Source organism: Rhodoplanes azumiensis, assembly GCF_042682915.1.
GTDB classification, from domain to species: Bacteria; Pseudomonadota; Alphaproteobacteria; order Rhizobiales; family Xanthobacteraceae; genus Rhodoplanes; species Rhodoplanes azumiensis.
The window spans coordinates 1-22,935 of the sequence record NZ_JBHUIW010000042.1 but is presented as its reverse complement, the minus strand read 5'-3'; the positions used below and the strand labels follow the sequence as shown (position 1 = coordinate 22,935).

The following is a 22,935-nucleotide window of genomic DNA, read 5'->3' as shown; positions in this document are numbered from 1 at the left end:
CCACCAACCGAGGCTCGCCGCATAAAGCACAATCCGTGCCGGACAGCCGTGGCCTCGTGCCGGGCATCCACGTCTTGCAGCATTTGCCGCCCGCAAGGTCGTGGATGGCCGGGACGAGCCCGGCCATGACGAAGGATGATGCCTGTTCGATCCGAACCTTGCCGCGGTACCGTTCGTGCGCCTCTCCAAATATCTCCTTCCTCCCCTCGGCCTCGCCGCTTTCCTGGCGGTGTGGGAGGCCGGGCCGCGGCTCGGGATCGTCAACCCGGCCTTCCTGCCGCCGCCGAGCGTCATTCCGGCCGCGTTCATGCGCGAGGTGTCGTCGGGCGTCTGGCTCTCGGCGATCGCGGCGAGCCTCGGTCATTACGCCATCGGCCTCGCGGTCGGCGCGGCGCTCGGCGTCGGGCTCGGCGTGCTGACCGGCATGTATCGCGGGGCGGAGAGCTTCTCGGCTTGGATCGTGCGCGTGCTTCGCCCGGTGCCCGGCCTCGCCTGGGTGCCGTTCGCCATCATCTGGTTCGGCGTCGCGCCGCAGGCCGCCGTCTTCATCATCGCGGTCGGGGTGTTCTGGATCGTCTACTTCGCCGCGCACGGGGCGGTGCGGGCCGTCGATCGTGATCTGATCGAGCTCGCGGACGCCTTCGGGTTCCGCTCGGGTCTCCAGCGTCTCGTGAAGGTGCTGCTGCCCGCCGCGACGCCCGGCATCCTGGTCGGCCTGCGCACGGCGCTCGGCCAAGCCTGGATGGCCGTGGTGGCGGCCGAGATCTTCGGTGTCTTCGGCCTCGGCCAGCGGATGATGCAGGCGTCGAGCCTGCTCGCGACCGACATCGTCGTCGTCTACATGCTCACCATGGCGGGCCTCTACGGCCTCGTCGACTCGGCCTTCGTGGCGCTTCAGGGATGGTTGCTGCGATGGAGAGCGTGATTTCGCTGCGTGGCCTGTCGCTCACCTTCTCCCGCGACGGGACGGACACCGAGGTGCTGCAGGGCGTCGATCTCGACGTCCGCCGCGGCGAGTTCCTGGCGATCGTCGGCCCGTCGGGTGTGGGCAAGTCGACTCTGCTGCGCGTGGTCGCCGATCTGGCGAAGCCCTCGGCCGGCACCGTGACGGTGGCGGGCACCGGTCCCGGCCGCCGGCCGGTGGCGCTGGTGTTCCAGGATGCGCGGTTGATGCCGTGGCGCCGCGTCATCGACAATGTCGCCTTCGGGCTCGAGCACCGCGACGTTCCGCGCGGCGACCGAAGGACGCGCGCCGCGGCGGCGCTCGACGTCGTCGGCCTCGCCGATCTCGTGGCGCGCTGGCCGCATCAGCTTTCCGGTGGGCAGCGCCAGCGCATCTCGCTCGCCCGCGCGCTCGCGGTCGATCCGGCCGTGCTGCTGATGGACGAGCCCTTCTCGGCCCTCGACGCGATCACGCGCGAAAGCCTGCAGGACGAGCTGATCCGCATCCGCGCAAAGACCGGCAAGACCATCCTGTTCGTCACCCACGACATCGAGGAGGCGACGTATCTGGCCGACCGCGTCGTGGTGCTGGCCGGTGCGCCGGGCCGGATCGCCGCGACGCACGAGATCACGGCGCCGCACCCGCGCCGCCGCGCCGACCACGGCCTGCAGCAGATCGCCCGGGCCGTGCGGGCCGACCTGGAGGCGGACGTGGCCGGCGGCGCCGGCATCTAGCGGGGGGGGGCTCGATCACCGTCTCGTGTCCGCCGGTGATCGCAGCGTGCGGTGACGGATGTGCGGCGCGCGCCTAGATGGAGGGAGACCCGGCGTCGGGCTGGCGGCGGGTGGGAACCCGTGCGTGCGGCGCGGGTTCTTGGTGAACGACCGGCATCGGGCTCGCCTCGCGGCGCCCGGCCGGCCACGACCCGCCCCCGCGATCGGACACCAGCATGAGCACGACGGCCGTCACGCCGCGCCGCGGCGCCTCGACCCGACCTCGCCCGAACCTCGACCTGCACTCGGACGCGACGACCCGCGACGCGCCGGCGATGGTCGCCGCACGTCCGTCCGGCCTGCGCGCCGCCTTCCGGGCTGTGCGGTCGCACACCGAGCGGCTCGTCGCACCGCTGTCGGCCGAGGACCAGGTGATCCAGTCGATGCCGGACGCGAGCCCGACCAAGTGGCATCGCGCCCACACGACATGGTTCTTCGAGCAGTTCCTGCTGGAGCCGCATGCGCCCGGGTACCAGCGCTTCGACGAGCGCTTCGCCTTCCTGTTCAACTCCTACTACGTCGCCGCCGGGCCGCGGCACGCGCGGCCGCGCCGCGGCATGGTGACGAGGCCCGACGTCGCGGCCGTCACGGCCTACCGGGCGCATGTCGACGCGGCGGTCGACGCGCTGCTCGCCGACGAGGCGGCGCTGGCGCCCGAGGTCGCGACAATCGTCGAGATCGGCCTCAACCACGAGCAGCAGCACCAGGAGCTCCTGCTCACCGACATCCTGCACGCCTTCTCCGAGAACCCGTGCCTGCCGGCCTACGATCCCGACTGGCGGTGGCGTGCCGCGGCGCGGGCGCCCGGCACGCTGATCATCCCGGAGGGGATCCAAACGATCGGTCATCAGGGCGGCGGCTTCGCCTACGACAACGAGGGGCCGGCCCATCGCGTGCTGGTCGGCCCGGTGTCGCTCGAGCGCGGGCTCGTCACCAACCACGATTGGCTCGCCTTCATGCGCGACGGCGGCTACGACACCGCCGCCCTGTGGCTCTCCGACGGCTTTGCCGCCGTTCAGGCGGAAGGCTGGCGGGCGCCGGGCCACTGGCGCGAGCACGACGGAGGCTGGCACGTGATGACGCTCGGCGGCCTCGTGCCGGTCGATCCCGCCGCGCCGGTCTGTCACGTCAGCTACTACGAGGCCGACGCCTTCGCGCGCTGGGCCGGCCGTCATCTGCCGAGCGAGTTCGAGTGGGAGGTGGCGGCGCGCTCGGGTGAACTCGCCGATGCGTTCGGCGTTGTCTGGCAGTGGACCCGCAGCGCGTATGCGCCCTATCCGGCCTACCGGGCCGCCGACGGTGCGCTCGGCGAGTACAACGGCAAGTTCATGGTGAACCAGATGGTCCTGCGCGGCTCCTCGCTCGCCACCCCGCCCGGCCACGCCCGCACCACCTACCGCAATTTCTTCCCGCCGTCGGCGCGCTGGCAGTTCACCGGCGTGCGGCTGGCGAGTTTCCCGGCCTGAACGGCGCGCGTCGCCGCGCGCGCCCCGGATCGACGATCGAGGATCCCCGATGACCGCTCATGTTCGCCTGCCGCATCCGCTTCCCGTCGACGATGCGACGCATCGCGCCTTCCTCACCGACGTCGTCGCGGGCCTCTCGGCCGATCCGAAGAGCATCCCGCCCAAGTACTTCTACGACGAGCGCGGCTCGCAGCTCTTCGAGGCGATCACGCGGACGCCCGAGTATTATCCGACCCGTACCGAGACCGGCATCCTGACCGCGCGGGCGGCCGAGATCGCGGCCTTCATTCCGTCGGATGCGGCCCTGGTCGAGTTCGGCGCCGGCGCCTTGACCAAGGTGCGCATCCTGCTCGGCGCCGCTCCGGTGCACGCCTTCGTGCCGGTCGACATTTCCGAGACGTTCCTTCTTGGCCAGGCGGCGCGGCTGTCGCGCGAGATTCCCGGCCTGCAGGTGTTGCCGGTCGTCGCCGACGTCATGGCGGCGTTTCCGCTGCCGGCCGAGATCGCGGCGCGGCCGAAGGTCGGCTTCTTTCCGGGCTCGACCATCGGCAATTTCGAGCCGCACGAGGCGACCGCCTTCCTGCGCCATGCCGGGACGCTGCTCGGGCCGGGGGCGCGGCTGATCCTCGGCGTCGACCTGGTGAAGGATCCGGACGTTCTCGTCGCCGCCTACAACGACGCCGCCGGCGTCACGGCCGAGTTCAACCTCAACCTGCTGCGCCGGATCAACCGCGAGCTCGGCGCCAATTTCGATCTCGGCGCGTTCTGGCACCGTGCCGTCTACAATCGCGAGCTGCATCGCATCGAGATGCATCTCGCCAGCAAGACGCGCCAGCGCGTGCGGGTCGACGGCCGCTGCTTCGAGTTCCGCCGCGGCGAGACCATCCACACCGAAAACAGCTACAAGTACACGCCCGAGCTGTTCCGCACGCTGGCGGCCGGCGCCGGCTGGCGCGTCGCTACCACCTGGACGGACCCGCAGGCGTGGTTCGCCGTGCACGCGCTGACGCTGGACTGACCGCGACCGATCGCGTTTCGGATCGCGAACCGGCGCGGCCGGACGGCGCGGAAGCAATGCAGCGGGCGGGGTGGACGGGCGGCAGGGCGCGATTATAGTCCCCCGACCATCCTGGTTCCGCCGCCCGTTTCCCGCCACCGAAGAGATCCCATGTCCGCCGAGCTCGACTTCGTCGCGCGCGACACGCGCGTCACCCGTCTCGACAAGACGTTTCGCTGGCCCGGCGGCCGGCATGTCGCCGTCATCCTGAACCTCGCTTACGAGGCCTGGTCGGACGGCAAGGCGCCTGGCGTCGGCCCGATGGGCAACCCGCTGCCGGCCGGCGCCTTCGACACCAACGCGCTGTCCTGGGGCCATTACGGCGTCGCCCGCGGCATCGATCGCCTGCTGCGCAATCTCGGCCGGCACAAGGCCCGCGCCAGCGTGATGACGTCGGGCGTGCTCGCCGAGCGGACGCCCGCCGTGCTCAAGCGCATGGTGGACGAGGGCCACGAGATCGTCGCCCACGCCTGGGCCCAGGACGTGATCCCGGCGACCCTGACGGTCGAGCAGGCGAAGGCCGACATCGACAAGACCACCCGGGCGATCGAGAGCGTCTCCGGCAAGCGCCCGGTCGGCTGGATCAGCCCGCGCGGCACGCCGTCGCGCGACGGCTCGCGTCTGCTGATCGAGGCCGGCTATCTGTGGCAGGGCGACGTGTTCGACGATGAGCGGCCTTATATTCAAACCTGCGACAACGGCCGCATCGTCGCGATCCCGCTCACCATGGAGATCAACGATCTCCCGCACGCGATGCGATTCGGTCGCTCGCCGCGCGATTTTGTTACAATGTTCGACGACCTCCTCGCGAACGTGCTGGCGAGCGAGGACCAGGCGTTGGTGATCGACGTGACGGCACATTGTCACGTCTTCGGCCGTCCGTCGGGTGCCTGGGCCTACGAGGCGATCGTCAAGACCGTGATGGAGCGCGACGACGTCCATGTCGCGACCCGCGCCGAGATCGCCGAGCACGTACTGAAGACCGCCGGCTGATCTGCGCGACGTCATTCCGGGGCGCGAGCCGAAGGCTCGCGAACCCGGGATCCAGCGACAATCTCGCGATTTGTGTCTGGATTCCGGGTCCGGTGCTCCGCACCGTCCCGGAAGGACCGAACAACTGCCGGGCGCCGGTCTGATCGGCAACGGCCCGTCGCGTCCGCGCGGCGGGCCTTTCGTCATTTCACGATCCAGGCCTGTCGTGCCCCTGGCGATCGTGATCTGTCACGTCGCGGCATTCTCGCTGTTGACCGCGCCGCCGCGCTCACGCACTCTCCGCGCCAACAAACGAATACGGACGCGCCCCGCATTCGCGTCCGTGCAACGAAGACGACTCGGGAGAGGAAACATGTGCCTGTTCTGCGGAGCAAAACCGTTCGGATTCGCGGCGGCCTCGCTGTCGCGACGCCGTTTCATGGGCGGTGCGGCCGTGATGGGCGGCCTCTACGCGGCCGCCAGGGTGATCGAGCCGGTCGCCGCGGTCGCGCAGAGCGCCGCGCCGGGCGGCAAGGCCGACATCATCATCGAGAACGCCAAGATCGTGACGCTCGACCCCAAGACGCCGCGTGCGGAAGCGATCGCGGTGGCGGGCGACAAGATCGTCGGCGTCGGGTCGCGGCGTGACCTCGAGGCGTTCCGCGGGCCATCGACGACGATCGTCGACGCCGGCGGCCGCACCGTGATCCCGGGGCTCAACGACGCCCACACGCACTTCATCCGCGGCGGCCTCACCTACTCGCAGGAGGTCCGCTGGGACGGCGTGCCCTCGCTGGCGCTCGCGCTCGCGATGCTGAAGGAGCAGGCGGCCCGCACCCCGGCGCCGCATTGGGTGCAGGTGATGGGCGGCTGGACGCCGCACCAGTTCAAGGAGAAGCGGCTGCCGACGCTCGCCGAGATCAACGCGGCGACCGGCGACGTGCCCTGCTACGTGATGCACCTCTACGACCGCGGCTTCGTCAACAAGGCGGGCCTGCGGGCGCTCGGCTGGAACCGCGACACCCCCGATCCGTTCGGCGGCGTGATCGCCCGCGACGGCAGCGGCATGCCGACCGGCCTGGTGATCGCCACCACGAGCCTCGTCAGCCTCCTGTCGGTGTTCGGCAAGATTCCGAAGCTGTCGCCCGAGGATCAGGTCACCTCGACGCGCCACATGATGCGCGAGCTGAACCGGCTCGGCATGACCAGCCTGATCGACGCCGGCGGCGGCGGCCAGAACTATCCCGAGCACTATCAGGCGATCGCCAAGCTCGCCGCCGACAAGGCGCTCACCGTGCGCATCGGCTACACGCTGATGGCGCAGCGGCCGGGCCGCGAGATCGAGGACTACAAGGGCTGGCTCGCCACCGCCAAGCTCTACGAGGGCGACGACTACTTCCGGCTCTCCGGCGCCGGCGAGTACACGGTGTGGGCGGCCGGCGACAACACCAACTTCGCCAAGGATCCGGTCCGCCAGCCGCCGATCATGGAGGAGAAGCTCACCGAGGTTCTCACCTTCGTGGCGCAGAACGGCTGGCCGTTCCGCATGCACGCCTCGTTCGACTTCACGGCGCAGCGCATCCTCGGCGTGGTCGAGAAGGTCCACAAGGAGGTGCCGGTCGACAAGCTGCGCTGGGGCCTCGAGCACTGCGAGGGCCTCTCGGCGCGCTCGCTGGAGCGCCTGCAGGCGCTCGGCGGCAGTCTCGGCCTCCAGAACCGCATGTCGCTCGACGGCGAGGCCTATGTCGAGAAGTGGGGCATGGAGGCGGCCGCCGACGCGCCGGCCTTCGCCCGCATCCGCGAGATGGGCATCCCCTATGCGCTCGGCACCGACGGCAACCGCGCCGCGAGCCACAATCCGTGGGTCGGCATCGAGTGGCTGGTCACCGGCAAGACGGTCGGCGGGCTGCGCCATGCCTCGGACCGCAACCTGCTCAGCCGCGAGGAGGCGCTCAAGGCCTACACGGCGAACGGCGCCTGGATCACCCGCGAGGAGGACAAGAAGGGCACGCTCTCGGTCGGCAAATGGGCCGACATCGCGATGCTGAACGAGGATTATTTCTCGGTGCCCGAGAACCGCATCTCGCAGATGAGCGCGGCCATGACCATGGTGGGCGGCAAGGTCGTCCACGGCGAGGGAGCGTTCGCGAGCCTCGCCCCGGCGGCGCTCGCGGTCGCCCCCGACTGGCTGCCGATCAAGCACTACGCCGGCTACGGCCGCCAGGCCTCGGTGGACTTCGGGCCGCGTTATGCGGGCCTCGAGGCGGGGCCCGACGACGGTCGCGCGCTCGCGGCCGCGATGATCGCCGACGCGATGCCGACCGTGGTCGGCGCCGACGGCCGCAGCTGGACGCTCGGCTGCGGCTGCGGTCTGCTCTGAGCCGCGGCGCGGCCGCGCCCCGCGGCGCGGCCCTTCATTCCCGGGGCCGGACCGGCGTATAAGGCGCCATGTCCGGTCCCGGTTACGTTTCACCCGTGCTGTTCCCGTCACCCGCACCGCGCGGCGCGTCGCCCGGCCGCGGTCTGGTGGCGGCCGCCGATGGGATCGACCGCGTCACCGGCGCGATATTCCGCCTCGCGGCCTGGGGCGCGCTCGTGGTCGTGGTCGTGCAGCTCGCCGTCGTGCTGCTGCGCTACGCGCTGGGGCTCGGCTCGCTGTGGCTGCAGGAGACGGCCGTCTACGCCCACGCCGGCCTGTTCTTGCTCGCCGCGGCCTTCACGCTCGCCCGCGGCGGCCATGTCCGGGTCGACATCGTCTACGCGACCATGGCGCCGCGACGAAAAGCGTGGGTCGACGCGCTCGGCACGCTCGTGTTCCTGATGCCGTTCGCGATCGTGCTGCTGTGGCTGTCGGTGCCTTATGCGGCGCGCTCCTGGGCCCTGATGGAGCGCTCGCGCGAGGCGAGCGGCCTGCCGCTGGTGTTCCTGCTCAAGACGCTGATCCCGATCTTCGCCGCGCTGATGCTCTTTCAGGGCGTCGCCCAGCTGTGTCGCGCGCTCGCGGTGCTGCGCGACGGCGACGTCGTCGGCCCGGCAGACGTGTGACGATGGATCTCCAGACAGTCGTCGCGATCGCCATGGTCGTCACCGCCGTGGCTCTGCTGCCGGCGGGTTTTCCGGTGGCGCTGACGCTCGGCGGCGTCGCGCTGATCTTCGTCGCGATCGGCGATGTCCTGGGCGTGATGGCGCCCAGCCTCCTCGGCGCGCTGCCGCAGCGCATCTTCGGCGTGATGACCAACGAGGTGCTGCTCGCCATCCCGCTGTTCGTGTTCATGGGCGTGATGCTGGAGCGCTCGCGCGTCGCCGAGGATCTGCTCGAGGCGATGGGCCGGCTGTTCGGCGCGTTTCGCGGCGGCCTCGCCGTCGCGGTCGTGTTCGTCGGCGTGCTGCTCGCCGCCGCCAAGGGCATCGTCGGCGCCACCACGGTGACGATGGGCCTGATCGTGCTGCCGACCATGCTGCGGCACGGCTACGACAAGCGCCTCGCCGCCGGCACCGTGGCGGCGACCGCGACGCTCGCCCAGATCTTCCCGCCCGCGACCGTTCTGCTTCTGCTCGGCGACCAGATGAGCAACGCCTATCAGGCGGCCCAGCTCGCCCAGGGCAACTTCGCGCCCCAGTCCGTCACGGTCGCCGACCTGTTCGCCGGCGCCATCGTGCCGGCCTTCGGGCTCGTCGCCCTCTATCTCGTCTTCCTGGTCGGCGTGGCGATCGTCGCCCCGAAATCCTCGCCGCCGATCCCGCCGGACCCGGATGCGCCGCGCGGCTTCGCGCTCGTCCGCCGCACGCTCGCCGTCCTGGTCGCACCGATCCTGCTGATCGTCGCGGTGCTGGGCTCGATCCTCGGCGGGCTCGCGACGCCGACCGAGGCCGCCGCGGTCGGGGCCTTCGGCGCGATGCTGCTCGCGGCGCGGCCCGATCCGCGCGCCTGGGTGCCGTGGCTCGTCCTGATCGCGACCGTGATCGCCGCGCTGCGGTTTCTCTCGGAGCGCGGCCTCGACGTGCGACGCCTTCTCGCCGGCGATCCCGTCGCCCTCGTGCCGGCCGCGTTGCTGATCGCAGCGGCGGCCCTGCTGCTGCGGCCCGTGCTGCGCGTCCATCGTGAAAAGTACCTCGTGCCGGTGCTGGCCCGCACGGCCGAGGTCACCAGCATGATCTTCCTCATCCTGATCGGGGCGACGCTGTTCAGCCTGGTCTTCCGCGGGCTCGGTGGCGACGATCTCGTCCACGGCGCGCTCGCCGACCTGCCGGGCGGTACCGCAGGCGCGCTGCTCACCGTGATGCTGGCGATCTTCCTGCTCGGCTTCGTGATGGACGCCTTCGAGATCATCTTCGTCGTCGTGCCGATCGTGGCGCCGGCGCTGCTGCAGCTCCCGGGCGTCGATCCGGTGTGGCTCGCCGTGATGATCGCGCTCAACCTGCAGACCTCCTACCTCCACCCCCCGCTCGGCCCGACCCTGTTCTTCCTGCGCGGCGTCGCGCCGAAGGAGATCGCCACGGCGCACATCTATGTCGGGGCGATCCCGTTCGTGCTGATCCAGCTCCTGGCGCTCGTCGGCCTGTGGGTGGTGCCCGGCCTCGCGACCTGGTTGCCGGGGATTTTGTATCCGCGCTGAGTCTCACGCCGGCGCGGCCGGCGCCATCGACGACGCGGGCGTGGCGGTCCGCGCTCCGTCGGGTCGCGGACGATCCGCGGCAGCCTCGGGCCGCGGCGATGCGGTCGCCGCCGCGGCGTCGACGCACACGTTGACGGCTTCGGTGAGCGACGCGACATAGGCATCGGCTCCCATGGTGGCGCGGATGCTCTCGCCTTCGACGGCGTCGTCGCGCTCCGGCCACAGACCGACCAGGATCGGCACGCCGGGAAGCTGACGCCGCAGCCGCCGGATCAGATGACGGGTGCGGGCGAGATGGCCGGTCGAATCGACGAGCGAGATGCAGACGAAGGCGATCCCGTCCGGTTCCAGGGCGGCGACGTGCGTGCGCGACAGGCGGTCGCTCGCGAGCGCGCGGGTGCCGAGCCCGTGCTTGCCGAGCAACTGCATCAGCATGGCGGTCGCCGCCTCGTCGAGCGGCGTCGCGCCGGCGATGCACAGCACGGGCGCCGGACAGGCCCAGACGCCGGTGCGCTCCTCCGGCGGCGGGGCGAAGCGGCCGGGGGGAGCGTCGTTCGTGTCCTCCCGCTCGACCGCGACGGGGCTCGCGCCCTCGACGGTCGGCGCCGGCGCGCGGTCGTCGTAGTCGTCGAGCTCCTCGACCAGCTCCGTCACGGCGTCGGCGATGGCGCGGATGCGGCCGGGGCCGAGAACGCCGCGTGAGGAATCCTCGGCGGCCAACGCGAGGCCACGCAGCGCCACCTCGTCGTAATAGGCGGAGAGCGATCGCGTCTTCAGCAGGATTTCGGCTTGCTCCTGAACCTCGTCGGGATCGGCGGCGAGCATACGTTGGTAGAAGGTCTCGGTCGCCGTCAGGGCCGGCCGGTCGCCGAGCAGCACGTCGAGAAATTCAAGCCGTTCCACGTGTCGGCCGAGCACGACGAGACAGAGCGTGAGCGGCGTCGCCAGCACGAGGCCGATCGGACCCCACAGCCAGGTCCAGAACACGGTGGCGATCAGCACCGAGACGGGTGACAGGCCGGTCGAGTGACCGTAGGCGAGCGGCTCGATCACTTGTCCCAGCAGCGGCTCGGTCGCGAGGAACAGCGCCAGCACCCAGAAGAACATCGTCCAGCCGGGATCGACCGCGGCCGCGACGGCGAGCGGCAGCAGGGTCGAGATCCACGCCCCCACATAAGGGACGAAGCGGCACAGGGCGGCGACGAGGCCCCACAGGATCGGACTCGGCAGGCCGATGAACCAGAGCCCGATCGTCACCAGCACGCCGAAGCCGGTGTTGAGCGCGAGCTGCGTGAGAAAGAACGTGCTGAGACGCCGCCCGGCGTCGTTGAGGGCCACGGTGGTGCGGTGGAGATCGCGCGAGCCGAACAGACGGATGAAGCGATCCCGAAGATCCTCCTTCTGCAGCAGGATGAAGGTCACGAAGACCAGCACGATGCCGAGCGTCGCGAGCGGGCTCAGCACCGGCGACAGCCACTGACGAGCGATGGCGAGCGGCGACTGATGCGCCGTGTCTCCGCCGTTCTGCTTGCCGCTCTGTACGGGCTTCTGGCCGCTCTGCTCCTGCGGCGCGGCCTCGGGCGCGCCGGCGGTCTCCCTGGTCTCGCCCGGAGGGTCGGGGCGCATGTGCTCGAGCTGCGCGATCAGCCGCGTCACCCGGCCGAGCGTCTGGTCGCGCACCACCTCGACCTTGTCGCGGATGGTCGTCTCGTAGCGCGGCAGATCCTGGGCGAAGCTGGCGATCTGGCTGGCGATCACGGCACCGATCGCCGACATCACGGCGAGCGCGACGATGACGGCGACGATGACGGCCGGCACCCGCCCCAGCCGCAGCCAGCGCAGCGCCCGCACCAGCGGCGCCAGCACGAAGGTGAGCAGCACGGCGAGCGCGATCGGCACCAGCACGTCGCGGCCCAGATAGAGCGCGACGACCACCACGACGCCGACCGCGAGCGTCAGCAGTTCCGCCAGCGTCGGGCTCTCCGCCGGCGGGATACGGGCGCCGCCGCGCGCGCGGTCGGCCAGGCGGTCGGCCACACGGTCGGGCATGTCTCGCTCCTTGGTGGCCCGCGGCCGAAGAGCCGAAGGGCGTCGCGCAAGACAACGCACCGAATCCGAAACGGTGCCGCCGTGCCGTGGGGTCGTGCGTGGTGGTCGTGCGTCCGGGGATGGCCGGCGCGCCGCGAGTGCGCCGCATGGAACTTTCCGGAACCGAGCCGGTTGAAAAACGCCGGCCGGGGAGCATCATCATGCTCCGCTGCGGCCGGCGTCCGATCTTCTTGGCGTTCAGCCGCGAATCGCTCTCGCGGCCCCGAGGGGGCCGCGGAGGGCGGTGCGTCGCCGGGCCGCCGGACGCCCTCGATCTTCCGGTGGAGACCGAAAGCGATGACCCAGCACGTCACCCCGCCGACCGCGGCGATTCCGGTGAAGCCGCGCAACGGCTCCGGCGCGTCGCGCATCCGCGAAGGCTCGCCGCATCCGCTCGGCGCCACGTGGACCGGGCTCGGTGTCAACTTCGCGCTGTTCTCGGCGCACGCCACCAAGGTCGAGCTCTGCCTGTTCGACGACGCCGGCGAGACGGAGCTCGAGCGCATCGAGCTTCCGGAGTTCACCGACGAGGTGTGGCACGGCTTCCTGCCCGACGCCCGGCCCGGCACCATCTACGGCTACCGGGTGCACGGCCCCTACGAGCCGCAGAACGGCCATCGCTTCAATCCCAACAAGCTCGTGCTCGACCCTTACGCCAAGGCGGTGTTCGGCCAGATCAAGTGGGGGCCCGAGCTGTTCGGCTATCAGCTCGAGAGCGGCGACGACACCACGTTCGACGAGCGCGACAGCGCGCCGAACAATCTGAAGGGCCGTGTCGTCGATCCGGCCTTCACCTGGGGCGACGTGCGCTCGCCCAAGGTGCCGTGGGATCGCACCATCGTCTACGAGATGCACGTCAAGGGCTTCACCAAGCTGCATCCCGACGTGCCGGAGCCGCTGCGCGGCACCTTCCGGGGCCTCTGCCAGCCGAGCGTGATCCGGCATCTGCGCGACCTCGGCGTCACCGCGGTCGAGCTCCTGCCGATCCACACCTTCGTCGACGACACGTATCTCACCGAGAAGGGCCTGGTGAACTACTGGGGCTACAACACCATCGCGTTCTTCGCACCGGCGCGCCGCTACGCCGCCGTGCCGGATTTCGCCTTCGCCGAGTTCAAGGAGATGGTGGCGCGACTCAACGATGCCGGCATCGAGGTGATCCTCGACGTCGTCTACAATCACACGGCCGAAGGCAACGAGCGCGGCCCGACGCTGTCGTTCAAGGGCATCGACAACGCCGCCTATTATCGCCTGTTGCCCGACCAGCCGCGCTACTACATCAACGACACCGGCACCGGCAACACGCTGAACCTCTCGCATCAGCGGGTGCTGCAGATGATCACCGATTCGCTGCGCTACTGGGTCGAGGAGATGCGGGTCGACGGCTTCCGCTTCGATCTCGGCACCATCCTGGCGCGCGAGCCCTACGGCTTCGACGAGGGCGGCGGCTTCCTCGATTCGTGCCGGCAGGATCCGGTGCTCTCCTCGGTGAAGCTGATCACCGAGCCGTGGGACTGCGGACCCGGCGGCTATCAGGTCGGCCGCTTCCCGCCCGGCTGGGCGGAGTGGAACGACCGCTATCGCGACACGATGCGCAAGTTCTGGAAGGGCGACGAAGGCCAGCTGGCCGAGTTCGCCACCCGGCTCACCGGCTCGGGCGACCTGTTCAACCGGCGCGGCCGCAAGCCGTGGGCGAGCGTCAACTTCATCACGGCGCACGACGGCTTCACGCTGAACGACGTCGTCAGCTACAACGACAAGCACAACGAGGCCAACGGCGAGGACAACCGCGACGGCCACAACGCCAACTACACCTGGAACCACGGCACCGAAGGCCCGACCGACGATCCCGGCATCAAGGTGCTGCGCGAGCGCCAGAAGCGCAATCTGCTGGCGACCCTGCTGCTCAGCCAGGGCACGCCGATGATCACGGCTGGCGACGAGTTCGGCCGCACCCAGCACGGCAACAACAACGCCTACTGCCAGGACAACGAGATCAGCTGGGTCGACTGGAATCTCACGCCGGACGGGCGGGCGCTCCTCGACTTCACGGCGCGCGTCATCGCCATCCGCCGGGACTATGCGATCCTGCGCCGCAACCGCTTCCTCACCGGCGAGTGGAACGAGGCGCTCGGCATCCGCGACGTGACCTGGCTGACGCCGGCCGGCACGGAGATGGGATCCGAGCAGTGGGACGACCCCTACGCCAAGTGCATGGGCGTGATCTTCGACGGGCGCGCCCAGGAGACCGGCATCCGCCGGCTAGGCCACGACGCGACCATGCTGCTGATCGTCAACGCCGCCGAGATCCCGGTGAAGTTCACGCTGCCGGAGGTCGCGGGCGGGCGCGGCTGGCTGCGTCTGATCGACACCAATGTCGAGACGGTCGATTGGGAGGAGGACGATCTCGAGCGCTTCGACTTCGGGCACGACTACGAGGTGACGGCGCGCTCGCTGTTGCTGCTCCGGCTGCTGCCGGCCCGGCGGCGGTGAGGGGAGGGCGCGGCGGAGCTCCGTGCGCCCGCCCTCCAAACATCAAGAAAAAACGCCGTCACCTCGAGGGTGGCGGCGTTTTCGTCGGACGAGACGAGCAGCGCGCGAGCCGACACGAAGCGCGGCTCACTCCTGCGGCTCACTCTTGCGACGGCGCGGAGCCGTCGTCGCTCGACTCGGTCGCCGGTGCGCCTTCGCCGCGGGTGCCACGATGGCGCCGGCGTCGGCGATGCAGCGGGAAGCGATCGGCGCCGCCCGGGCCGCTCTGGCCCTCGAAGCCGTTCTGACCGAAATTCTGCGCTGCCTGCTGCTGCGGCGCCGGCGCGCCGGTCACGAAGGACGGCAGGCGATCGATGCCCTCGTCGGTGGTCGCCGGCTGCGGCTGGCGCGCATAGGGCTGCTCGCGGGGCGTGAAGAACTGCGCGTCGCGCGGCAGATAGGGCTGCGGATCGCGGGTTCCGAAGGTCGGCTGCTCGCCGGTGCCCGGCAGGCTCGGCTGATCGTCGCCATCGTCGTCGTACATGTCGTCGCGGGAATCGGCGGCGCCCTCGCCGCGGAAGAACGGCCGCTCGGGGCGGAACTGCTCGTTCGCCGTCGCGATCAGCCGGAAATAATGCTCGGCATGCTGGAAATAGTTCTCGGCCGAAACCGGATCGCCGGAGGACTGCGCGTCGCGTGCGAGCTGCATGTACTTCTCGGCGATGTGCGAGGCGGTGCCGCGGATCTTCACGTCGGGGCCGTTGGACTCGTAGACCCGGGTGAGGGGATTGTGGCTCTTGCGGTTGCGGCCCCGCATGCGCTTGTTCTGACCGTTTCTCATGATCGGCTTTTGGCCACCTCTGATTGCGGCGGGTCCACCGCCGGTTAGATCAATGGTTGCATCGATCGGCCGACGGCCGACCGACACCGGTCTGCAACCGCGCGCAGCCGATGCCCCGGCGCGCCGACGGGGGTCACGCCGCAAGTCCTTCCGATGGCTCAGCTTGTGACCGCAGCACGTCTGCGGCGCTGCCAACCTCTCACGATGCTCGCGGGGCTTCCGGAGTGCGATCGAAGCCCACGCCCAAGCCGCTGAAGTGTTCGATCCCGAGTAGCGCAGCACCAACCCTGTTTCGACGGATTTTGGTGACTGCCTCCGCTGCGTGCCTCGCCGAGCCTACGCTCCGGGCGTCCTCTGCAGCAGCTCAAACCGACCCAGGTCGATTCCGTAAGCGGAACCTAGTCGTTCCCGCTACGGAATCAAGCTCTTTTTTGTCGGCGTTTGGGAAAGACTTTCAAATTTGTATATCAGGTTTGCCGGTGTGCCATGACGGCACGAAAGTGTCCGGAAAAGTCCTGATATGGACCACCGCTCCGGACTAGGCCCGCGGTGTCGAACAGGGCCGCGACGACGGCCGCCTGATCATACCCGACCTCCACCACGAGCGTGCCGCCCGGTGCGAGCAGGCGCGCGGCGTCGGCCGCGATCGCCCGGTAGGCGGCGAGCCCGTCCGGGCCGCCGTCGAGCGCGGCGCGCGGATCGAAGTCGCGCACCTCGGGGTCGAGCGCGGCGATGTCGGCGGTCGGGATGTAGGGTGGATTGGAGACGACGAGATCGAGCCCGCCGGCGAGCGCGCTGCCGTAGTCGCAGGCGACGAAGCGCGCGCGCTGCGACAGGCCGAGCCGGCCCGCATTCTCGCGCGCGACCGCGAGCGCTGCGATGCTGGTATCCGTGCCGATGCCGAGCGCGCCGGGAAGCTCGCGCAGCAGCGCGAGCAGCAATGCGCCGGAGCCGGTGCCGAGATCGGCGATGCGCCGTGCCGCCCGCCGCTCGCCGGAGGCGTCGATCGCGGCGAGCGCCGCCGTCACCACGGTCTCGGTGTCGGGACGCGGATCGAGCACGTCGGGCGTCACGACGAGCGGCAGGCTCCAGAACTCCTTGTGGCCGAGGATGCGCGCCACCGGCTCGCGGGCGAGCCGGCGCCTCGCGAGCACATTCACGTGATCGGCCTCGGCCGCAGTCAGCATTCGGTCGGCGGCGCTCGCGAGGCCGGCGTGATCGAGCCCGAGCGCATGGCCGACGAGAAGCCGCGCGTCGAGATCCGGCGTGTCGAGCGACCCGGCCCGCAGTGCCGTCGCGACGGCCTGGCGCGCCGCCGCGACCGTGCTGCCGGCGGCGACGATCACCCGATCCATCCGGCGAGCAGCTGATGGAGCCGTCCGAGATATCCGGACCAGGAAAGCGCCGCGATCAGCAGGGCGGTCGCCAGCACCATCTGGATCGAAACGCCCTGGAGGGTCCGCGGCTTCATCATCCGCAGGAGACGGTGCCGCCAGCGCAGCGGAAAGCGCGGCTTGTGCAGAGTCACGACCGTCTCCCTGTCGTTCGCCGGAGCCTCACGCCGCGCCGGCCTCGGCGGCGAGCAGCGCCGCATTGTGCTCGGTCACGAGGGCGTCGACGATCTCGCCGAGCGCCTCGCCTTCCATCACCTGCGGCAGCTTGTAGAGGGTCAGGTTGATGCGATGGTCGGTGACGCGCCCCTGCGGGAAGTTGTAGGTGCGGATGCGCTCCGAGCGGTCGCCGGAGCCGACCTGGCCGCGCCGCTCGGCGGCGCGCGCCGCTTCGCGCTTCTGCTGCTCCTGGTCGTAGAGCCGCGCCCGCAGCATCGCCATCGCCTTGGCGCGATTCCGGTGCTGCGAGCGCTCCTCCTGGACGAAGACGACGATGCCGCTCGGCACGTGCTTCACCCGGATCGCCGATTCGGTCTTGTTGACGTGTTGGCCGCCGGCGCCGCTCGACCGCATGGTGTCGATCTCGAGATCCTTGTCGTCGATCGCGACGTCGACGTCCTCCACCTCGGGCAGCACCGCGACGGTCGCGGCCGAGGTGTGGATGCGGCCGGACGCCTCGGTGTCGGGCACGCGCTGCACCCGGTGGACGCCCGATTCGAACTTCAGCCGCGCGAAGGCGCCGGCACCGCGGATCTCGGCGACGATCTCCTTGTAGCCGCCCATGGTGCCGTCGCTGGCCGACAGGATCTCGGTCTTCCAGCCGCGCAGGCTCGCATAGCGCTCGTACATGCGGAACAGGTCGCCGGCGAACAGCGCCGCCTCGTCACCGCCCGTGCCGGCGCGGATCTCGAGGATGACGTTGCGCTCGTCCATCGCGTCCTTGGGGATGAGCGCCAGGCGGATGTCGGCCTCGAGCTGCTGCTTCGCGGCTTCGAGCGCGGCCTTCTCGTCGGCCGCGATGCGGCGCATCTCGGCGTCGCTGCCGGGATCGTCGGCGATCGCGTCGACGTCGTCGATCTCGCGCAGCAGCGCCTTGTAGCGGGTGATCGTCTCGACGATCGGATCGAGCTCGGACAATTCGCGCGACAGCCTGGCGAAGGCGTCGGGTGCGAGCTTTCCGGCGAGCTCCGCCTGGAGCGCGGCGTGGCGCGTCACCAGGGCGTCGAGCTTCGCTTGCGGCAGCATCGTGAAGCCTCAGAGGGACAGGCCTTCGGCCTCGGCGAAGGCGGTGAGCTTGGCGCGCACCGAGGCGCTGCCGAGCGGCAGCGCCATCAGCGAGGCGACCAGGCGTTCGACCTTGCCGGCGTCGAGGTCGAGCAGCATCGCCTTCACGGGGCCGACCGCGGAGGGCAGCAGCGAGAAGGCGCGGAAGCCGATGGCGATGAGCGCGAGCGCGCCGATCGGCTTGGAGGCGAGCTCGCCGCACAGCGTGACCGACTTGCCGTGCGCGTTCGCGCGGTCGACGATCAGCTTGAGGACGCGCAGCACCGGCACGGACAACGGATCGAAGCGGTTGGCGACGCGGGCATTGCCGCGATCGGCCGCGAACAGGAACTGCAGGAGGTCGTTGGAGCCGACCGACAGGAAATCGACGCGCTCCAGAAGCTCGTCGAGCTGGAACAGCAGTGCCGGCACTTCCAGCATGGTGCCGACCTCGACGCGCTCGGGCAGGCGGTGGCCGTGCCGGCGCAGATGGGTCAGCTCGCGCTCCACCAGGCCTTTCGCCTCGTCGAACTCGTGCACGGCGGCGATCATCGGGAACATGATGCGCAGCTCGCGGCCCGAGGCGGCGCGCAGCATGGCGCGAACCTGGCTGCGCAGGAGGCCCGGTCGGTCGAGGCCGAGGCGGATCGCCCGCCAGCCCAGCGCCGGGTTCTCCTCCTCGTAGTTGCGCATGTAGGGCAGCACCTTGTCGCCGCCGATGTCGAGCGTGCGGAACACCACCGGCTTGCCGGCGGCGGCGTCGAGCACGTTGCGATAGAGCGCGAGCTGCTCGCTGGTGCGCGGGAATTGCGCCGCCACCATGAACTGCAGCTCGGTGCGGAACAGGCCGATGCCGACCGCGCCCGTCTCGGCGAGGTGCGGCAGGTCGATCGGCAGGCCGGCATTGATCATCAGCGTGACCGGCTGGCCGTCCTTGGTGACGGCCGGCTTGTCGCGCAGGCTGAGATACTGGAGTTGGCGGCGGGCACGCAGCCGCACCCGCTCCACATAGGCCGCCTCCATGTCGGGGGTCGGGCGGATGTGGACGTCGCCGGTGACGCCGTCGACGATGACGGCGTCGCCCGGATCGGCGAGGCCGGTCGCGTTCGGCACCTCGCCGACCGCGGCGATGCCGAGTGCGCGGGCGACGATCGCCACGTGCGAGTTCGGGCCGCCTTCCTCCAGCACGAGGCCGCGCAGGCGGTTGCGGTCGTAGTCGAGCAGCGCCGCCGGGCCCATCGAGCGCGCCACGATGACGGCGTGCTCGGGCAGCTTGTCGCGAGTCGGCGCGTGGTCGTAGCCGAGCAGCTGCCGCTGCAGGCGATGGGCGAGGTCGTCGAAGTCGTGCAGCCGCTCGCGCAGGTAAGGGTCCGTCTGGCGCAGCATGCGGGCGCGGGTGTCGGACTGCACGCGCTCGACCGCGGCCTCGGCGGTGAGGCCGGTGATCACCGCCTCCTCCAGCTTGTGCACCCAGCCGCGGTCGTGGGCGAACATGCGATAGGCTTCGAGCACGTCGCGGTGCTCGCCGCCCTCCGCCACCTCGCCGCTCTCCAGCATCAGGTCGAGCTCGGCCCGCAGCGTCTCGATCGCGACGCCGAGCCGGCGCAGCTCCTTCTGGACGTCGTCGGCGATGAAGTTGGTGATGACGACGCGCGGCTCGTGCAGCACCACATGGCCGAGCGCGATGGCGTCGGTGAGCGCGGCGCCCGACACGTGGACCGGGCGGCGCACCGCCGGCTCGGCGCCGGGCTGGGCCAGCGAGGTGAGCTCGCCCGAGGCGATCATCTCGGCCAGCACCATCGCGGTGGTCTGGAGCGCCTCGACCTCTTCCTCGGAATAGGTTCTTCGCGCGCGGTTCTGGACGACGAGAACGCCCAACGTGTTGCCGGCGCGCAGGATCGGCACGCCCAGGAACGAGCGGTAGATCTCCTCGCCGGTCTCCGGCCGGTACGAGAAGGCCGGATGCGCCTGCGCGTCGTTGAGGTTGATCGGGCTCGCCTCGGTGGCGACCAGGCCGACCAGGCCTTCGTCCGAGCGCATCACGGTGAGGTGGACGGCCTGCCGGTTCAGGCCTTCGGTAGCGTACAGCTCGAGCGTGCCGTCGACGCGCAGAACATAGACGGAGCACACCTCCGCGACCATGTTCGCGGCGATCAGCACCACGATCTTGTCGAGGCGTTCCTGCGCGCTGACCGGCTCCGCCATGACCTCGCGGAGGCGCCGTAACAGCACGCGCGGACCGCCCAGCGCACCGCGCATCGCGTGAGATCCTTAAAGGGTCGCGTCACAAGGGCCGGCCGGACGAGGATGGTCCGGGTCCGGGACGGGAATCGCGCCGGGGCGGGCCGGAAGATCGATTCCGGCAACGGTCATAGCGAATGCGCGGCGGCGGCTGCAAGCGAAAGCGCGTGCCGGCCCCGGGTCGCGCCCCCGTTGTGCAACGTCTTGTCCGGGCGGCATTTCCGATCGGTGTCCGGCCGCCGACCGGGCGGCCGGGCTCGGCGTCGCGGCTCAGGCCTTGTCGAGGCCGTAGAGCGTATGGAGCGTGCGCACCGCGAGCTCGGTGAAGGCCGAGTCGATCAGCAGCGAGAACTTGATCTCGGACGTGGTGATGGCCCGGATGTTCACGCCGCGGTCGGCGAGCGCCCGGAACGCGGAAGCCGCGACGCCGGCATGGCTGCGCATGCCGATCCCGATGACCGAGATCTTCGACACGTCGGTCGCGGTGTCGAGCCGGGCGAAGCCGATGGCGGCGCGCGCCTTCTCGATCGTGTCCTTGGCGCGCTCGAAGTCGGCGGCCGTGACCGTGAAGGTGAGGTCCGTGGTCTTGCCGTCGGCCGACACGTTCTGGACGATCATGTCGACGTTGATGTTGGCGTCGGACAGCGGGCCGAAGATGGCGGCGGCGACGCCGGGCTTGTCCTCGACGCTGCGCACCGAAATCTGCGCCTCGTCCCTGGAGAAGGCGATGCCGGTGACGACCTCGTGTTCCATGATCTCGGACTCGTCGCAAATCAGGGTTCCGGGAGGGGGCCGGTGCGGATCGATGTCCTCCGGCTTGTCGAAGCTCGACCGCACGAAGATGCGGACATTGTGGGTCATGCCCAGCTCGATCGAGCGCACCTGCATGACCTTGGCCCCGAGCGAGGCCATCTCCAGCATCTCCTCGAAGGCGATCCTGTCGAGGCGGCGGGCCTTGGGCACCACCCGCGGATCGGTCGTGTAGACGCCGTCGACGTCGGTGTAGATGTCGCAGCGGTCGGCGTGGACGGCAGCGGCGAGCGCCACGGCCGAGGTGTCCGAGCCGCCGCGCCCGAGCGTGGTGATCCGGCCGGTCTCGCGATGGATGCCCTGGAAGCCGGCGATCACGGCGACCTGCCCGGCCGCGAAGCCGGCGATCAGCGGCGCACCGTCGATGGCGGTGATGCGGGCCGAGCCGTGCTGGTCGGAGGTCTCCAGCGGAATCTGCCAGCCCTGCCAGGAGCGTGCCGGAATCCCGAGCGTCTGCAACGCGATGGCCAGGAGCCCCGAGGTCACCTGCTCGCCCGAGGCGACCACGGCGTCGTATTCGGCCTGGTCGTGCAGCACCGCGATGTCGCGGCAGAACTTGACGAGCTGGTTGGTCGCGCCGGCCATGGCGGAGACCACGACGGCGACCTCGTGGCCGGCGTCGACCTCGCGCTTGACGTGCCGGGCGACGTTCTGGATGCGGTCGATATCGGCGACGGAGCTGCCGCCGAACTTCATCACGAGGCGCGCCATGACGGGTGGGTCGTCCTTCGACAATCGACGGCGCCGGGCGGCTCGCTGCGCGAGGCTTGCATCGCCCTGATCCCGGCGCGAAAAAGGCGCGTATACATAACGGCGGTGCCCCGCGATGGCAACGGGGCGACCGCAGGGCAGCCCTCCGGCGAACGGGCTGCGTCGAGCCGGATTTTTTCGAAGAGGCGCCGCCCGAGCAGGCGCCGTCACCTCCGCCCCGGTCGCGACGACGGCCGCGGACGGACCGAACACAGGCAGACGGAATTCCGAATGAGCATCGATCTCGACAGATCCACCACGGTCGACGCGGCCGAGGTCGCCCGATTCGAGGCGATCGCCCGCACCTGGTGGGATCCGCGCGGCAAGATGGCCACGCTGCACAAGTTCAATCCGGTCCGGGTCGGCTGGGTGAAGGAGGCGGCCTGCGCGCGATTCGGCCGCGATCCGCGCCGCATCGATTGCCTCGCCGATCTGCGCATCCTCGACATCGGCTGCGGTGGCGGGATTCTCTCCGAGCCGCTGGCGCGCCTCGGCGCCTCGGTGGTCGGGGCCGACCCGGCGACGACCAACATCGAGGTGGCGAAGCTGCACGCGGCGCAGAGCGGGCTGTCGATCGACTACCGCAACACCACGGCCGAGACGCTCGCCGCCGCCGGCGAGACCTTCGACATCGTGCTGGCCATGGAGGTCGTCGAGCACGTCACCGACGTGCCGCTGTTCGTCTCGGTGTGCGCCGGCATGGTGAAGCCGGGTGGCCTGATGGTCGCGGCGACCCTCAATCGCACCCTCAAGAGCTGGGCGCTGGCGATCGTCGGGGCCGAATACGTGCTGCGCTGGCTGCCGGTCGGGACGCATCAGTGGGACAAGTTCGTCACCCCGCAGGAGCTCGAAGCTGCGCTCGAGGCGGCCGGCCTGGCGGTCTCCGGCGAGAGCGGGGTGATGTACAACGTTCTGGCCGACCGCTGGCAGCTGACCCGGGACATGGATGTCAACTACATGATTTCGGCGGAGAAACCGGCCTGATCGAAAACCCGGCGCGCGGTCCGGCCGGTCGCGGCGGCCGCAGTCGTCGAGCGTCCCGGGCTAGCCGAGAAATCGAGGCCTGCCGCCCGCTCCACCGACCGGCCGGCCTCGCCGTTCCGGAATTCGATAATCTGACCAAGGGGATGGACAAAATCGAACGAAATCGTCCCGAGGGTGTTGACTCCTGATCCGGGGGCGGGCATATAAGCGTCATCACGGGCCGCCGCCGCCTCGGCGCGATGGCGCATCCCCTGAGTTCCTCACTTTG

General features: G+C 70.3%; 18 protein-coding genes. 10 read left to right on the top strand and 8 right to left on the bottom strand.

Annotated features, from left to right (window positions below):
* The first annotated feature begins 175 nt into the window (after positions 1-175).
* The 8 genes from ACFSOX_RS22725 (at position 176) to ACFSOX_RS22690 (ending at position 9,827) form a co-directional block, all read left to right on the top strand.
* Complete coding sequence (locus tag ACFSOX_RS22725) at positions 176-925, top strand: ABC transporter permease (protein ID WP_378480112.1); 750 nt, start codon at positions 176-178, stop codon at positions 923-925.
* Positions 913-1,677 (top strand): ABC transporter ATP-binding protein, encoded by a 765-nt coding sequence (locus ACFSOX_RS22720; protein WP_378480111.1) that lies wholly within the window; start codon positions 913-915, stop codon positions 1,675-1,677. The genes ACFSOX_RS22725 and ACFSOX_RS22720 overlap by 13 nt, the downstream gene beginning before the upstream one ends.
* Positions 1,678-1,991: 314 nt before the next feature.
* Entirely contained in the window at positions 1,992-3,182 is a 1,191-nt protein-coding gene (egtB, locus tag ACFSOX_RS22715; RefSeq protein WP_378480113.1) for an ergothioneine biosynthesis protein EgtB, read from the top strand.
* 49 nt (positions 3,183-3,231) lie between these two features.
* Positions 3,232-4,200 carry an L-histidine N(alpha)-methyltransferase gene (egtD, locus tag ACFSOX_RS22710; RefSeq protein WP_378480110.1) on the top strand — a complete coding sequence of 323 codons (969 nt, stop codon included), beginning with the start codon at positions 3,232-3,234 and terminating at the stop codon, positions 4,198-4,200.
* Positions 4,201-4,350: 150 nt separating this feature from the next.
* On the top strand, positions 4,351-5,232 hold the full coding sequence (locus tag ACFSOX_RS22705) for a polysaccharide deacetylase family protein (protein ID WP_378480109.1): 882 nt from the start codon (positions 4,351-4,353) through the stop codon (positions 5,230-5,232).
* A 352-nt stretch (positions 5,233-5,584) separates the two neighbouring features.
* Positions 5,585-7,591: an amidohydrolase gene (locus tag ACFSOX_RS22700; protein ID WP_378480108.1), complete on the top strand. Its 2,007-nt coding sequence runs from the start codon at positions 5,585-5,587 to the stop codon at positions 7,589-7,591.
* Positions 7,592-7,659: 68 nt separating this feature from the next.
* Positions 7,660-8,256 (top strand): TRAP transporter small permease subunit, encoded by a 597-nt coding sequence (locus ACFSOX_RS22695; protein WP_378480107.1) that lies wholly within the window; start codon positions 7,660-7,662, stop codon positions 8,254-8,256.
* Between the two features lie 2 nt (positions 8,257-8,258).
* A complete protein-coding gene (locus tag ACFSOX_RS22690; protein WP_378480106.1) occupies positions 8,259-9,827 on the top strand; it encodes a TRAP transporter large permease in 1,569 nt (522 codons plus the stop codon).
* A gap of 3 nt (positions 9,828-9,830) precedes the next feature.
* Here ACFSOX_RS22690 and ACFSOX_RS22685 read toward each other — a convergent pair whose 3' ends face one another.
* Entirely contained in the window at positions 9,831-11,876 is a 2,046-nt protein-coding gene (locus tag ACFSOX_RS22685; protein ID WP_378480105.1) for an AI-2E family transporter, read from the bottom strand.
* Positions 11,877-12,212: 336 nt separating this feature from the next.
* Between ACFSOX_RS22685 and glgX the strand changes: the two genes are divergently transcribed.
* Entirely contained in the window at positions 12,213-14,408 is a 2,196-nt protein-coding gene (glgX, locus tag ACFSOX_RS22680) for a glycogen debranching protein GlgX (protein ID WP_378480104.1), read from the top strand.
* Positions 14,409-14,547: 139 nt separating this feature from the next.
* On the opposite strand, the gene ACFSOX_RS22675 is transcribed toward glgX, so the two are convergent.
* From ACFSOX_RS22675 to ACFSOX_RS22650, 6 genes are all read right to left on the bottom strand, one after another.
* Positions 14,548-15,228 carry a DUF4167 domain-containing protein gene (locus tag ACFSOX_RS22675; RefSeq protein ID WP_378480103.1) on the bottom strand — a complete coding sequence of 227 codons (681 nt, stop codon included), beginning with the start codon at positions 15,226-15,228 and terminating at the stop codon, positions 14,548-14,550.
* A 467-nt stretch (positions 15,229-15,695) separates the two neighbouring features.
* Complete coding sequence (prmC, locus tag ACFSOX_RS22670) at positions 15,696-16,583, bottom strand: peptide chain release factor N(5)-glutamine methyltransferase (protein ID WP_378480102.1); 888 nt, start codon at positions 16,581-16,583, stop codon at positions 15,696-15,698.
* Positions 16,571-16,756 (bottom strand): hypothetical protein, encoded by a 186-nt coding sequence (locus tag ACFSOX_RS22665; RefSeq protein WP_378480101.1) that lies wholly within the window; start codon positions 16,754-16,756, stop codon positions 16,571-16,573. The genes prmC and ACFSOX_RS22665 overlap by 13 nt, the downstream gene beginning before the upstream one ends.
* 28 nt (positions 16,757-16,784) lie before the next feature.
* Positions 16,785-17,864: a peptide chain release factor 1 gene (gene prfA, locus ACFSOX_RS22660; RefSeq protein ID WP_378480100.1), complete on the bottom strand. Its 1,080-nt coding sequence runs from the start codon at positions 17,862-17,864 to the stop codon at positions 16,785-16,787.
* Between the two features lie 9 nt (positions 17,865-17,873).
* Positions 17,874-20,141 carry a phosphoenolpyruvate--protein phosphotransferase gene (ptsP, locus tag ACFSOX_RS22655; protein ID WP_378480099.1) on the bottom strand — a complete coding sequence of 756 codons (2,268 nt, stop codon included), beginning with the start codon at positions 20,139-20,141 and terminating at the stop codon, positions 17,874-17,876.
* A gap of 252 nt (positions 20,142-20,393) precedes the next feature.
* Positions 20,394-21,644, bottom strand: coding sequence for an aspartate kinase (locus ACFSOX_RS22650; RefSeq protein WP_378480098.1), 1,251 nt, complete (start codon positions 21,642-21,644; stop codon positions 20,394-20,396).
* Between the two features lie 270 nt (positions 21,645-21,914).
* Between ACFSOX_RS22650 and ubiG the strand changes: the two genes are divergently transcribed.
* Positions 21,915-22,667, top strand: coding sequence for a bifunctional 2-polyprenyl-6-hydroxyphenol methylase/3-demethylubiquinol 3-O-methyltransferase UbiG (gene ubiG / locus ACFSOX_RS22645; protein ID WP_378480097.1), 753 nt, complete (start codon positions 21,915-21,917; stop codon positions 22,665-22,667).
* Here the strand turns inward: ubiG and ACFSOX_RS22640 are convergent.
* Positions 22,637-22,915 (bottom strand): hypothetical protein, encoded by a 279-nt coding sequence (locus ACFSOX_RS22640; RefSeq protein ID WP_378480096.1) that lies wholly within the window; start codon positions 22,913-22,915, stop codon positions 22,637-22,639. The genes ubiG and ACFSOX_RS22640 overlap by 31 nt on opposite strands.
* Positions 22,916-22,935 lie beyond the last annotated feature (20 nt).

Bases quoted from the DNA above. Each gene is read 5' to 3' on its own strand.
- prfA (WP_378480100.1), bottom strand. From the start codon at position 17,864: ATGCTGCCGCAAGCGAAGCTCGACGCCCTGGTGACGCGCCACGCCGCG.
- ACFSOX_RS22720 (WP_378480111.1), top strand. From the start codon at position 913: ATGGAGAGCGTGATTTCGCTGCGTGGCCTGTCGCTCACCTTCTCCCGC.
- ACFSOX_RS22705 (WP_378480109.1), top strand. From the start codon at position 4,351: ATGTCCGCCGAGCTCGACTTCGTCGCGCGCGACACGCGCGTCACCCGT.
- ACFSOX_RS22640 (WP_378480096.1), bottom strand. From the start codon at position 22,915: ATGCGCCATCGCGCCGAGGCGGCGGCGGCCCGTGATGACGCTTATATG.
- ptsP (WP_378480099.1), bottom strand. From the start codon at position 20,141: ATGCGCGGTGCGCTGGGCGGTCCGCGCGTGCTGTTACGGCGCCTCCGC.
- ACFSOX_RS22695 (WP_378480107.1), top strand. From the start codon at position 7,660: ATGTCCGGTCCCGGTTACGTTTCACCCGTGCTGTTCCCGTCACCCGCA.
- prmC (WP_378480102.1), bottom strand. From the start codon at position 16,583: ATGGATCGGGTGATCGTCGCCGCCGGCAGCACGGTCGCGGCGGCGCGC.
- ACFSOX_RS22675 (WP_378480103.1), bottom strand. From the start codon at position 15,228: ATGAGAAACGGTCAGAACAAGCGCATGCGGGGCCGCAACCGCAAGAGC.
- egtB (WP_378480113.1), top strand. From the start codon at position 1,992: ATGGTCGCCGCACGTCCGTCCGGCCTGCGCGCCGCCTTCCGGGCTGTG.
- ACFSOX_RS22650 (WP_378480098.1), bottom strand. From the start codon at position 21,644: ATGGCGCGCCTCGTGATGAAGTTCGGCGGCAGCTCCGTCGCCGATATC.
- ACFSOX_RS22685 (WP_378480105.1), bottom strand. From the start codon at position 11,876: ATGCCCGACCGTGTGGCCGACCGCCTGGCCGACCGCGCGCGCGGCGGC.
- ACFSOX_RS22690 (WP_378480106.1), top strand. From the start codon at position 8,259: ATGGATCTCCAGACAGTCGTCGCGATCGCCATGGTCGTCACCGCCGTG.
- ubiG (WP_378480097.1), top strand. From the start codon at position 21,915: ATGAGCATCGATCTCGACAGATCCACCACGGTCGACGCGGCCGAGGTC.
- egtD (WP_378480110.1), top strand. From the start codon at position 3,232: ATGACCGCTCATGTTCGCCTGCCGCATCCGCTTCCCGTCGACGATGCG.
- glgX (WP_378480104.1), top strand. From the start codon at position 12,213: ATGACCCAGCACGTCACCCCGCCGACCGCGGCGATTCCGGTGAAGCCG.
- ACFSOX_RS22700 (WP_378480108.1), top strand. From the start codon at position 5,585: ATGTGCCTGTTCTGCGGAGCAAAACCGTTCGGATTCGCGGCGGCCTCG.